This is a genomic window from Actinomadura sp. 9N215 (assembly GCF_044326345.1).
In the GTDB taxonomy this organism is placed as follows: Bacteria; Actinomycetota; Actinomycetes; order Streptosporangiales; family Streptosporangiaceae; genus Spirillospora.
Genome location: NZ_JBIRBA010000003.1, coordinates 577747 through 589559 on the forward strand (window position 1 = coordinate 577747; position 11813 = coordinate 589559).

11 protein-coding genes and 1 riboswitch are annotated in these 11813 nt (G+C 70.9%); of the genes, 7 read left to right on the forward strand and 4 right to left on the reverse strand.

Annotation, left to right across the window (positions count from 1 at the left end; genetic code table 11):
* Positions 1–32 precede the first annotated feature (32 nt).
* Both ACH34T_RS08205 and ACH34T_RS08210 read right to left on the reverse strand, forming a co-directional pair.
* Positions 33–992, reverse strand: a complete 960-nt coding sequence (locus tag ACH34T_RS08205; RefSeq protein ID WP_395991369.1) for a hypothetical protein — start codon at positions 990–992, stop codon at positions 33–35.
* A gap of 75 nt (positions 993–1067) precedes the next feature.
* Complete coding sequence (locus ACH34T_RS08210) at positions 1068–1280, reverse strand: heavy-metal-associated domain-containing protein (RefSeq protein ID WP_395991370.1); 213 nt, start codon at positions 1278–1280, stop codon at positions 1068–1070.
* Between the two features lie 359 nt (positions 1281–1639).
* Here ACH34T_RS08210 and ACH34T_RS08215 point away from each other — a divergent pair, with 359 nt between their 5' ends.
* Complete coding sequence (locus ACH34T_RS08215) at positions 1640–2503, forward strand: Fpg/Nei family DNA glycosylase (RefSeq protein WP_395991371.1); 864 nt, start codon at positions 1640–1642, stop codon at positions 2501–2503.
* 110 nt (positions 2504–2613) lie between these two features.
* On the opposite strand, the gene ACH34T_RS08220 is transcribed toward ACH34T_RS08215, so the two are convergent.
* Positions 2614–3075, reverse strand: coding sequence for an SSI family serine proteinase inhibitor (locus ACH34T_RS08220; protein WP_395991372.1), 462 nt, complete (start codon positions 3073–3075; stop codon positions 2614–2616).
* Positions 3076–3121: 46 nt separating this feature from the next.
* Between ACH34T_RS08220 and ACH34T_RS08225 the strand changes: the two genes are divergently transcribed.
* From ACH34T_RS08225 to ACH34T_RS08240, 4 genes are all read left to right on the forward strand, one after another.
* Complete coding sequence (locus ACH34T_RS08225) at positions 3122–3457, forward strand: rhodanese-like domain-containing protein (protein WP_395991373.1); 336 nt, start codon at positions 3122–3124, stop codon at positions 3455–3457.
* Positions 3458–3709: 252 nt separating this feature from the next.
* A riboswitch (TPP riboswitch) is annotated at positions 3710–3819 on the forward strand.
* Positions 3814–5181, forward strand: a complete 1368-nt coding sequence (locus ACH34T_RS08230) for a purine-cytosine permease family protein (protein WP_395991374.1) — start codon at positions 3814–3816, stop codon at positions 5179–5181. It overlaps the preceding riboswitch by 6 nt.
* 102 nt (positions 5182–5283) lie before the next feature.
* On the forward strand, positions 5284–7326 hold the full coding sequence (locus tag ACH34T_RS08235) for a PAS domain-containing protein (protein ID WP_395991375.1): 2043 nt from the start codon (positions 5284–5286) through the stop codon (positions 7324–7326).
* Between the two features lie 422 nt (positions 7327–7748).
* The gene (locus ACH34T_RS08240; RefSeq protein ID WP_395991376.1) at positions 7749–8294 is read left to right on the forward strand and encodes an ATP-binding protein; all 546 of its coding nucleotides are present in this window, start codon (positions 7749–7751) and stop codon (positions 8292–8294) included.
* Between the two features lie 482 nt (positions 8295–8776).
* Here the strand turns inward: ACH34T_RS08240 and ACH34T_RS08245 are convergent, their stop codons facing one another.
* Complete coding sequence (locus tag ACH34T_RS08245; RefSeq protein ID WP_395991377.1) at positions 8777–9991, reverse strand: arginine deiminase; 1215 nt, start codon at positions 9989–9991, stop codon at positions 8777–8779.
* 57 nt (positions 9992–10048) lie between these two features.
* On the opposite strand from ACH34T_RS08245, the gene ACH34T_RS08250 reads away from it, so the two are divergent.
* Entirely contained in the window at positions 10049–11245 is a 1197-nt protein-coding gene (locus ACH34T_RS08250) for an MFS transporter (protein ID WP_395991378.1), read from the forward strand.
* Between the two features lie 115 nt (positions 11246–11360).
* Positions 11361–11618, forward strand: coding sequence for a peptidoglycan-binding protein (locus tag ACH34T_RS08255; protein ID WP_395991379.1), 258 nt, complete (start codon positions 11361–11363; stop codon positions 11616–11618).
* Positions 11619–11813: the final 195 nt, after the last annotated feature.

An 11813-nucleotide genomic window follows, 5' to 3' on the forward strand; every position in this document is an offset into this window, starting at 1 on the left:
GCTCCTCCTCTGCGTCGATCGTCCGGAATGGGTCAGTGCGTGTGCGGCGTGTCATCGTGGCCGCCGGTGGGCTCGTCCTGGACGGGCGCCTGGGCGTTCCCCGCGTGCACGGTGAACTCGGCCGTGCGGACCTTGCCGTCGTGCTTGAAGTCCAGGTAGAGACGGTACGCGCCGGAGCTCGGCGCCTCGGCGAAGAACGTGATGCCGGGGCCCGGCTTCGTCTTGCCGTCGCCGGGCTCCCCGTCCGGGTGGACGTGCAGGTAGGCGAGGTCGCCCTGGCGCAGCGCGACCAGGTGGCCGTACGCCTCCAGGTACGGCTCCAGGTCCGTGACCGGCTCACCGCCCTTGCTCACCGAGAGGGTGAGCTCCGCGGACTTGCCGGGCGTCAGACCGCCCGCCAGCGTGACCTCGTACCCGTCCACCTTCGCGACGCGCTCGGGCTTCGGCAGCGGCGTCGTGCGCAGGTCGCCCGGGACGAACACGTCGGCGCCGAGCGTGAGCTGCCGCTTCGCGCCGTCCGGCTGGACGTCGGTGAAGAACCGGTACACGCCCGCCGTCGGCAGGGTGATCGGGACCGTCCACACGCCACCGCCCGTCTCGGACGGGTGCAGATGCTGGAAGCCCGACAGGTCGCGACGCGCGACGATCAGGTGCAGGCGCTTGCCGTGCAGCGGCTTGAACCCGGTGACGGGCTTGCCGTCGGGCCCGGTGATGGTGAACCGGAAGTCGGTCCGCTTGCCGGGGGTCAGCGTCGTCCTCCGCGGGACGAGCGTGTACCCGTCCTCGGAGACCTGAAGTCCACCAGGCGCATGCGACGCGGCGCCTTCGCCTCCGTGGCCTCCGCTGCCGCTTCCGCCGTGCCCGCCGCCGTCGTGGGAGGCGGTCTCCGCCGACGCGCCCACCGGCCCGACGATCTTGCCGACCCCGGCGGCGCCGCCGAAGACGACCGCCAGCCCGGCGACGTAGGCTCCCAGCTTGATCGCGCTGTTCATTCCGATCACTCCAACCCGGTGCCCGGAGGCACGGAACTCAGGGGGCGCACCCCGCGTCGGGCGAGGTGCGCGCCATCATGGCTTCAGCTCGTAACCGGCCTCTTCGACGGCGTCCTTGACCAGGGCGTCGTCGAGGGGCGCGTCGCTCGTCACGGTGACCCGGCCGGTCGGCAGGTCGACGTCCACCGCGGTCACGCCGGTGATCTGCGTGACCTCCTCCGTGACAGCGCTGACGCAGTGGCCGCAGGTCATCCCGGTGACGGTGTAGGTGGCGGTGGCGGTGCTCATTGGCGACTCCCTTTGACTGTACCCCTAGGGGGTATCCGACGGCCCTCATGCTGCCATAACGGCACACCCCTCGCAACCCGTACCCCCTAGGGGTTATTTCGAGATCCCGGTCACACCCCCGCCGAGCCCACCGAACACCCCTGCGCACCGCTTACCGACGGGTCGTTACACGGAAGTTATCCACACCCTGGGTGACGGCCCGTCCCTGCCACCGTCCGCCGGTTTGCGGGGATTCGCCGAGGTATCGCCCCTGAAAACGCCGCACGCGCCGCCGAATCCGGAGTTGTACACAGGCTTTTCCACAGGCTTCCACAGCCCTGTGGACACCGGCATCGACCCTCGTCGCCGATACTGAATCCATGCCTGAGCTACCTGAGGTGGAGGCGCTGGCGGGATTCCTGCGGGAGCGCGTCGTCGGACACGTCATCGCGCGCGTGGACGTTCTCGCCATCTCCGCGCTGAAGACGTACGACCCGCCGGTGCAGTCGCTCGGCGGGCTGACCGTCACGGGCGCGGCCCGGCACGGCAAGTTCCTCGACCTGGACGTCGACGGCCCGCACCTGGTGATCCATCTGGCGCGTGCCGGGTGGCTGCGGTGGCGGGACGAGATCCCGGCCAGGCCCGTCCGGCCGGGGGGCAAGAACCCGCTGGCGCTGCGCGTCCATCTGGACGACGGCTCAGGCTTCGACCTGACCGAGGCCGGGACGAAGAAGGGCCTCGCGGTCTATGTCGTCCGCGACCCGGCGGACGTCCCCGGCGTGGCATCGCTCGGCCCCGACCCGCTGGACGGCGCGTTCACCCCGGCCGCGCTCGCCGCGATCCTGGACGGCAAGCGCACCCAGATCAAGGGGCTGCTGCGCGACCAGAAGGTGATCGCGGGAATCGGGAACGCCTACTCCGACGAGGTGCTGCACGTCGCGAAGATGTCCCCCTTCAAGATCGCCGCCTCGCTGACCGAGGACGACGTCGCGACCCTGCACGACGCCATCGTCACCACCCTGCGCGACGCCGTGGAACGCTCTCGCGGGCTGGAGGCCCAGGACCTCAAGGGCGAGAAGAAGACCGGCCTGCGCGTCCATGGCAAGACCGGCCAGAAATGCCCCGTCTGCGGCGACACGGTCCGCGAGGTGTCCTTCGCGGACTCGTCCCTCCAGTACTGCCCGACCTGCCAGACGGGCGGCAAGCCCCTGGCCGACCGCCGCATGTCCCGCCTCCTGAAATAACCCGCCCGCCTCCTGAAACAACCCACAGGCCCCGTCCGGTCGACCGGGCGGGGCCTGTGGGTTGTCGTTTGTCGTGACTTCTGGACGGAGCCGGAACGGGGATGGCTCGTTCAGCGGACCTTCGGGACGTTGCCGAAGAGCGGGCCGACCTGCGTCCAGCGGTGGAGCTGGCAGCCGTCGTCACGGGAGAACTTGGCGTCGATCTCCTTGCCCTTCCAGGTGCCCTTGACCGTGGCGAGCTCGGGGCCGCCGTAGATCATGGTGCACTGCTGTTCCTTGGGGACGGGTTTGAAGGGGTCCTTGACGTTGGTGAGGGCCGCGCAGGCGTCGGCGGCCTTCGGATGGTCGCCGCCCGGCGGGGCGCAGTTCAGCGTCCAGGTCTTGGCGGGGGCCTCCTTGGAGGCCTTGACATTGACGGTGAGGGTGTCCGCCGGCGTGCCGGAGGGCTGCACGGACGTCGTGCCCGAAGGCTTGTCGGCGGGGGTCCCCTTGGCTTGTTCGTCGCCGCAGGCGGTCATGGACAGGGCCAGGGCCAGTCCGGGCGACGCGAAAAGGAGCGTCCGATACCGCATGGGTGATTCGACGCAGGGGGGCTTCGCGCGGTTCCATGGGGGTGTGATGAATTTCGGGGACGACGTGCCGGCGGTGGGAGCCGCCGACGTCCCGCAGGACGGCTACCTGCTGGACGTCCGGGAACAGGACGAGTGGGACGCGGGCCACGCGCCCGCGGCGGTCCACATCCCCATGGGCCAGCTGGGTGATCGTGCCGGCGAGATCCCCCGGGACCAGGAGGTCTTCGTGATCTGCCGGTCCGGGGCGCGGTCCGCGCAGGTGACGGTGGCGCTCAACCAGGCGGGCTGGCTGGCCAGGAACGTCGACGGCGGGATGAAGGGCTGGGTCGAGGCGGGCCGTCCGATGGAGGGCGGCGGCGACGGCGCCCCGTACGTGGCCTGACGGCCGCCTGCACACCGTCCGATGGACGCCCGTACGTGGCCTGAGGTGGCCGGGCCATAAGTGGCCGGACGGGCCCGGCTCGTTGTGATCAGTTCCGATTGAGGTGATCTACGCCCTTTTGGGGTGGGTCGGGCGGTTGTACGATCGGCGCGACCGATAACCGCGGGAGCTCGGGCCGCACCGGCCGGATTCCAGACCGATCTGACGCCAGCCGAACTGGCGCAGGCAGGGCCTGGGCGCAGGCAGAACCAGCGCAAGCCGGACGGATGCAAGCCGGGCTGAGAGGGCGGCCTTCGAGGCGTCGCCGACCGCAGGAACCTGTCCGGGTAATGCCGGCGTAGGGAGTGTGTGTCCCCGTGACGTCTGAGGTTGATGCGCGCGCCGGTGGGGCGCGTCCGAACGACGAGGCTCCGTTCACGCTCGACGAGCCCGCGCCCAGGGTCCTCGGATTCTGGGATCAGAGCGCGTTCTGGGCGAACCTCGGGGTCAGCCTGCTGGCCTTCTCGGGGGCCTATACCGTCCTGGCGCCGGACGCCGAAGGGCTCCCCACCCTGTCGATCATGGCGGGCATCGTGGCGATGGCCGTTGGAACGGTCCTGGGCGGGTTGATGCTGGGCCTCGCCGCGGTCCCCGGGGCGCGCACCGGGCAGCCCGCGATGGTGCTGCTGCGCGGGCTGTTCGGCGCGCGGCTGTCGTACGCGCCGACCGTGCTGAACGTCGCGCAGCTCGTCGGCTGGGGCACGTTCGAGCTGATCGTCATCGCGGACGCGGCGCGCGAGCTGTGGGACGGCGTGCCGCGCTGGGGCTACGTGGTCGCCGCCGGGGCCGTCACGACGGTGCTGACGATCTGGCCGCTCGGCTCGGTGCGGCTGCTGCGGCGGTACGTCACCGTCGCCGTGGCGATCGCACTGGTGTACTTCTACGTCCAGCTCCTGCGCGAGCCGTTGCCCGACCTCACGGACGGATCGTGGGGCGGGTTCTGGATCGGGGCGGACGCGGCCCTGGCGGTGTCGATCTCCTGGGTCCCGGTCGCCGCCGACTACACCCGGCATTCCCGGACGGAGCGGGCGGCCTTCGGCGCGGCGGCCGCCGGGTACTCGGTCACGCAGATCGTCGCGTACGTCCTCGGGCTGCTGGCGCTGGCGCTCGTCGCGGGCGACACGGCCAAGGTCTTCGACCCGTTCCTGAACGTCACGCTCGGCGTGGTGTTCTTCGCGGTGTTCGTGCTGCGCGAGGCGGACCAGTCGTTCGCCGACACCTACTCCACGGCCGTGTCGATCCAGAACCTCGTCCCGCGCGCCGACCGCCGGGTGCTGAGCGTGGCGCTCGGCGTCGTCATCACGGTGCTCGCGCTGGCGCTGGACATCGGCGACTACGCGGGGTTCCTGTCGCTGATCGGATCGGTGTTCGTGCCGATGCTCGGCGTCCTCGCCGCCGACTTCTTCCTGGGCCGCCGGTTCCTGGGCCGCCGCCGCGGGCGCGACGGCGGCTGGGACGTGTCGCGGACGGCGCCGTCCCGCTGGGGCATGATCGCCGCCTGGGCGATCGGGTTCGTCGTGTACCAGCTCATCAACCCCGGCACCGTCGGCCGGTGGGCGGGCTTCTGGCGGGACGTCCAGGACGCGCTGCACTTCGCGCCGCAGAGCTGGATGAGCGCCTCGCTGCTGTCGTTCCTGGTCGCCGGGGCGGCCGCGCTCCTCATCGGCCGGATTACCAGACGGTAGCCTTACCGGAAAGTAAGGTTTCCGTTTGCTCGGCGTCGCAGTGGAAACTTTCGGCGTAAGTTACCCGGCGCCACGCCGGAGACCGGTGGCACGATGACAGGCGTGCATCACCACGTCCATGACCCGATCGCGCGCGCCGTCATCGAGAGCGCCGCCGACGCGATCGTGGCCGTGGACCAGCGGCACCGGGTCACCGTGTGGAACCCGGCCGCCGAGCGGATGTTCGGCTGGACCGCCGAGGAGATGGTCGGACGGGTGCCGCCGATCGTCCCCGACGAGCTGAAGGCCGAGCACAACGCCGTCCAGGAACGGCTCCTCACCCGGCGTACCGGCGCCGCCGACGACCCCGCCGAGGCCGAGGGCGGGCAGATCTCGATCGCGACGCGCCGGTTCCACCGGGACGGCCGCCTCATCGACGTCCGGATCGACACGAGCCTGCTGAAGGACCCGTCCGGCACGCCGCTCGGCTGGGTCGGCGTGTACCACCCGGTCGACGAGGACGAGATCGTCCAGCACCACATGACGGAGCGGGCCCGGCTCGTCCGCCGGCTGAACGACATCGTCGCCGACCTGAACGCCGAGCTGGACCTCGCCGTCGTCCTCGACCGGATCACCACCGCGCTGATCGAGCTGACCGGCGCGGACGCTGGCGGCTTCGTGCGGATCGAGGGCGACCGGCTGCGGCTGGTCAGCATGTCCGGGCTGCCGGAGCACATGCGCGGCACGTCCGCCGACCTCAAGACGAGCCTGGTCGGGGAGCTGCTGCGGTCGGGCAAGACCGTCAAGCTGACGACCGGCGAGCAGCGCCTCGGCGACCTGATCTGGTCCGAGCTGTCCGGGCTGCACACGATCGCGCTCGGGCTGTCGTACCTGCAGAACCGGCCCTACGGCGCGCTGTACGCGCTGTTCTCCGGGAGCAAGGCCGGGCACACCGAGCTCGAACTGCTGGAGCTCCTCGCCGGGCACGCGGGCGTCGCGGTCGGCAACGCCGTCGCGTACGCGGAGGTCGTCCGGCAGCGGGCGCACGAGCGCGCCGTGATCGACTCCAGCGCGGACGGGATCGCCGTGCTCGACCACCACCTCGTCGTCCGGCAGTGGAACCCCGCCGCGCACACCCTCACCGGCATCCCGCCGGAGGACGCGATCGGACGGCCGCTGCCGTTCGACATGCCCGCGCTCGGCGAGATGCTGACGTTCCGGCTGGAGTCCGGGACGTGGCTGAACGTGCTCGCCGCCGAGATCGAGGAGACCGGCGAGCTGGTCGTCGACTTCCGCGACGTGTCGGAGGCGAAGGCCCTCGAAGAAGCCAAGGACCTGTTCCTCGCCACCACAAGCCACGAGCTGCGCACCCCGATCACGGTCGTGCAGGGGTTCGCGTCCACGCTGGTCAACCGGTGGGACGAGCTGTCCGACGACGACCGCCGCGCCGCCGTCGCCACCATCGCCGAGCGCGCCCAGTCGCTCGGCCGGCTCGTCGAGCACCTGCTGCTCGGCTCCCGCGCGGGCGCCGACGAGCTGACCGTGACGATCGAGTCGTTCGACCTGGCGCGGGTGCTGGAGGGCGTGGTCGGCGGATTCAGGTCGCTGTCACCGCTGCACCGGGTCGAGCTGGAGATCGCGCCGGGGCTGCCGCCCTGCAGCGGGGACGCGATGGCGACCGACATCGTCCTCGGGCAGCTCCTGGAGAACGCGTTCAAGTACTCGCCGGACGGCGGGACGGTCAGCGTCCGGGCCGTCCGCGAGGGCGCCGACATCGTGGTGACCGTGACGGACGAGGGCGTCGGCATCCCGCCCGGCGACCATGAGCGGATCTTCGAGCGGTTCGTCCAGGGCGACGCGGGGGACCGGCGGCGGTTCGGCGGCATCGGGCTCGGCCTGTACATCGTCAAACGGCTCACGGAGGCGCAGGGCGGAACGATCTCCGCGCACCCGGCCCGGCCGGTTCACCCGGCTCATCCGGCCCAGAACGGCAAAAGTGAGGGATCTCACATAGGGGCGCCTCTCGGGGACGCGGCCCTTCAGGCGGACGGGTCGGTGCGCCACCCGAACGTCCTTCTGGACGAGACGGAAGGGCGCGGACCCGCAGGTGGCGCGCACGCGGGCGACGGCACGTGCATGCGGCTCGTCCTCCGGGCGGCGCCCTGACGCGCGGTCGCGGCTCGTAGTCAACCCCTCGCGTCAGCGTCAGGACGAGGCGCCGTTTCGCTACTCACCGTAACGGAACAGGGGTCTGCCTGCCGTGGTGAGACCCCCGTGACCAGCGGATTCATGTTGCCGCAACGTGTCTTGCGTGCGGCTCTCTGCGGGAAAGTACGGTCCCGGCGGGGTGTGATGGACGAAACGCGCGCCCGAGGAGTAAATCCGCCGTTGGCTGGATAGATCCTTGGATGGTTGCCGTTCGTGACGGGATTCCGATCCGGGGGTGATCACCGTGACCGGATGGCCGGTGACTCGTTGTGCAGGTGGCGAATGAACCGTTCGGGTTTCCGGTCCTGGCCATCAGGGCATTTCGGTCGTACTGGAAGAGCGGTGACGGGACTCATCCGAGCACACGGAACCACGGGGAGGTGAGGGCGTCGAGCGTCGTACTGCTCCCACACGCACCGTCCAGCGTCGCGGTCGCTCGCAAGCGCCTCAGCTCGGAGCTGGTCGACTCGGGCGTCTACGAGACCATCGTCGACGACGCCAGCGTCATCGTCAGCGAGCTTCTCAGCAACGCCCTCCGCCACGCGCGGCCCCTGCCGTCCGGCCAGGTCAGGGTCTGCTGGCTGCGCCGCGGCGACCTCCTTGAACTGGAGGTCAGCGACGGCGGCGCACAGACCGAGCCGCGCCGCGGCCCCGGCACCCTGTCCTCGCTCGGCGGGCGCGGACTCGGCATCGTCGAGGCCCTCTCCGAAGGCTGGGGCGTCCGCCACGAGGACGGCGCCACCACGGTCTGGGCCGTCCTGCGGGCCCCCAGGTCACCGACCGGTAAGAACGGAAGGGTCGCTCCCGCCACCCACGCCGTCGTCCCCGATCTGGCCGATTTCCCGGACCTCACCGACGAACCGGGCGACGACCTGCGCGACGGAACCAGAAACCGAACCGCGCCGAGCAGGGCATACCCGGCCTAACCGGGACTCCACCTAGAGAATCACCCGCCGACCTTGTAGTGTCCTCTACCAAGCTCGGGCGTTGTCGTGCCCCCGTCGACACCGCCCGAGCTGTTTTTATTGCCTTTTTCTCCTCCTTCGGGCGCTGGGCGCCCTCCATCGTCGAAAAACGCGGCGCGATCGCTGCTGTGCTTTCGGCGTTGCGCTCCTCCTTCGGGCCTGGGCGGCCCTCCATCGTCGCGCAGCGCGCGCGATCGCTGCATCGCTTCGTCTCGCCTGGCGGCTCGCTGCGCGATCAGGTTTCTCGCAGGCTCGAAACCTGCCTTCGGTCGCGATCGCAGGCGTTGAGGTTGTCGCGGGGTTGCTGTGGTGGCTGGTGTGGGGTGCGTCCGCCTGGTTGCGGTCGGCGTCATCGCGTCGGTGGTCTGTGGTCTGTACGTCCGTCGGGTTGCTGTTGGTGTGACCGTCCGGTTGCGGTCGGCGTCAGGAGATCGGGGACGCGTTTATGCCGGGTTCGCGGTCGGGGGGTCGCGGAGGATGGGGCAGGACATGCAGCGGGGGCCGCCTCGGCCGGTGCCCAGCTCGCTGCCCGTGATGCGGATCACCTCTATGCCGGACGCCTCCAGCTGGGCGTTCGTCTCGATGTTGCGCTCGTAGGCGACGCAGAGGCGCGGGGCCACGGCGAGGGTGTTGTTGCCGTCGTCCCACTGCTCGCGTTCCGCGGTGACCGGGTCGAGGCCGGTGTCGATCACCTTGAGGCGGTCCAGGCCCATCGCCTCGGCGGCGGCTTCCAGGAAGGGGCGTGGCGCGCCGGCGCGCAGGTCGCCGTTGTCGAGCGTGACCGTGTGGGCGGTGAGGGAGTGGGCGACCGGTGGGTACATCACGACGGTGTCGACGTCGACCATGGTGCAGACGGTGTCGAGGTGCATGGTGGCGCGTTCCTGGGCGATGGGGACGGCCAGGACGGTGTGTGCCAGGCCTGCGCCGATTACCTGGCGAGCCAGGCGTTCCACGCCCGCGGGGGTTGTTCGTTCGCCGGTGCCTACGGCGATCACTCCGGGGGTCAGGAGGAGGACGTCGCCGCCTTCCAGGTGTTCCAGGGCCGGGGAGTACACCGGCTGGACGCCCGCGAAGCGCGGATGGTGGGCGTAGACGAGACCCGTCAGCGCGGACTCGCGGCGGCGGGCCTCCATGGCGAGGCTCGTCACCGCCACCCGGTCGCCGATCCACGTGCTGTTGTCGCGGGTGAACAGCAGGCCGGGGAGCGGGTCGACGATGAAGTCCAGGCGGTCCATCAGCCGGTAGACGAGGCCGTGGCCCCCCTTCAGCTCCTCGTGCGCGAGGCCCGCGATGAGCGTGTGCGCGAGGTTCTCGGGGTCGAGGTCGCGCAGGTACTCGGTGACGGCGCGGCGGAGCTGGTCGCCGAGGCGGAGGTCGACGACGGCGTCCGCGATCGCCTGGTCGCGGGCGGCCCCGTACTCCAGGGCGTCCTGCAGGAGCTCCGTGAGGTACAGGACCTCCACGCCGCGTGAGCGGAGGGCCTCGGCGAACGCGTCGTGCTCCTCCTGCGCCCGGCCCACCCACGGGATCGCGTCGAACAGCAGCTTGTCGCTGTTGCGCGGGGTGAGCCGCTTCAGTTCCGCGCCTGGACGGTGCAGGAGGACGGTCCGGAGCCGTCCGACCTCGCTGGTCACCCGGTGCTCGTTCGCTGCCGTCACACTCCGCAGTCTAGGCGGCCGGATCTTCGGCGCCGGTGCTGTGTCACCATGCGAAGGGTGATCGGCAGATCGGCGGCGCTGCCGCTTCACCTGACGTCCGCGACGCTGCTGCGGGTGTCCGCCGAGGGGGTCGCGACGGCGCTGGTGCTGACCGTCCAGGCGCGGACCGGGAACGCCGCCACCGCCGGTTACCTGCAGACCGCGATGACGCTCCCGTACGTGCTGAGCGGCCCGCTGCTCGGGATCGTCGTGGACAGGGTCGGGCGTCCGCGGGGTGTCGCCGTCGCCCTGGCGGGCGGGTACGCGGTCGCGACCGGGGTGCTGCTCCTCATGGCGGGACGGTCGCCGCTCGTTCTCGCGCTGCTCGTCGCGGCGGTCATCGGGTGTACCGAGCCGGTCGTGGTGGCGCTGACCAGCCTGCTGCCGCGGTTCGTCCCGCCGGGGCGGCTCTCGCGGGCGTACGGGCTTGAGGCGTCCAGCTACAACCTGGCGGCCATCGCGGGTCCGGGGCTGGCCGCTGGTCTCGCGTCCTTGGCGGGCGGGCAGTACGCCGGGGTCGCCATCGTCGTGGCCGGTGTCCTGGGGCTGTTGACGCTTCCGTTGCTGCCCTTTCCCGGGCCGCCCGCTGAGGCCAAGGCGGAGGTGAGCGGGTGGTTCTCGATGCTCACGGGCGGGCTGATGGCGCTGGCGGAGAACCGGGTGCTGCGGGCGCTGACGGCCGCGACGACGCTGGCGTGGATGGGGTTCGGCGGGGTCGCGGTGACGGCGGTGCTGCTCGCCGAGCACATCGGCGCCGCGCCGAGCGCGGGCGGGCGGCTGCTCGTCGCGATGGCGGTCGGGTCGCTGGCCGGGTCGCTGGCGTCCAGCCGGTGGCTGACGCCGAAGCACGCGGAGCCCGTGATGCTCGCCGGGCTCGTCGCGTTCGGGGCCTCGCTCGCCACGCTCGCCGTGGTGCCGTCGCTGGCGTGGGCGACGGCCGCGTTCGCCGCCGCCGGCGTCTTCGAGGGGCCGGTGTTCGCGGCGACGCTGATGCTCCGGCAGCGGGAGGCGCCGCCCGGCCGGCTCGGCCAGGTCAACACGACGGCGGGCAGCCTCAAGATCGGCGCCTCGGCGGTGGGCGCCGCGCTGACCGCCGCGTCGGCGGCCGCTATCGGGCCCGTCGGGCTGGTGCTGGCGATCGCCGGGTTCCAGTTCGCGGGCGCTGTTGTGGGGCTGCTGCTCCTGCGCGTTCCCGGAAGTGGAAAACCGTTCTGACGGTTGTATTTTCACCTACTTGGTCTTTTGCCGGAAACTTTCCTGGGCCGCGTTGTGCCATTGAGGTCGCGTTTCGGACGCTGAAGAGGTCCGAAACCAATCGGGAGGAGTCACCATGACCGACGTCAAGACGCAGGCACCGCCCTTCCAGGGCCGCCTTCTCCAGCGCCGTGAGCCCATCGAGTACGGCGACGACGTGGAGATGTGGCAGAAGAAGATGAAGAACCGCGGCTGGGACATCGTGGTCGACGGCAAGTACGGCGAGCAGTCCGAGTCGAAGTGCAAGAAGTTCCAGCAGGAGAAGGGGCTTTCGGTGACCGGCGTCGTGGACGCGATCACTTGGGAGAAGACCTGGACGGCGCCGATCACCTGAGCGCATTTCCGATTCCCCGCCGCGCCTATTCGGGGGAGTGCCGGATTCACGCCGGCACTTCCTCGGACCTTCCCCGTCTGGGCAGGCCGGGGACGAGCCGTTCCTTGGGCTGGGCGGGGGCGTCCTGACGATCGCCGGACGCGACGCCCGCCGGGCGGTTCGCCGGGGTCCTCGGTGGCGGGGGTCGTCCGAACT

Excerpts from the sequence above, each read along its gene's own strand:
- ACH34T_RS08205 (WP_395991369.1), bottom strand. The coding sequence starts at position 992 with ATGAACAGCGCGATCAAGCTGGGAGCCTACGTCGCCGGGCTGGCGGTC.
- ACH34T_RS08210 (WP_395991370.1), bottom strand. The coding sequence starts at position 1,280 with ATGAGCACCGCCACCGCCACCTACACCGTCACCGGGATGACCTGCGGC.
- ACH34T_RS08215 (WP_395991371.1), top strand. The coding sequence starts at position 1,640 with ATGCCTGAGCTACCTGAGGTGGAGGCGCTGGCGGGATTCCTGCGGGAG.
- ACH34T_RS08220 (WP_395991372.1), bottom strand. The coding sequence starts at position 3,075 with ATGCGGTATCGGACGCTCCTTTTCGCGTCGCCCGGACTGGCCCTGGCC.
- ACH34T_RS08225 (WP_395991373.1), top strand. The coding sequence starts at position 3,122 with ATGAATTTCGGGGACGACGTGCCGGCGGTGGGAGCCGCCGACGTCCCG.
- ACH34T_RS08255 (WP_395991379.1), top strand. The coding sequence starts at position 11,361 with ATGACCGACGTCAAGACGCAGGCACCGCCCTTCCAGGGCCGCCTTCTC.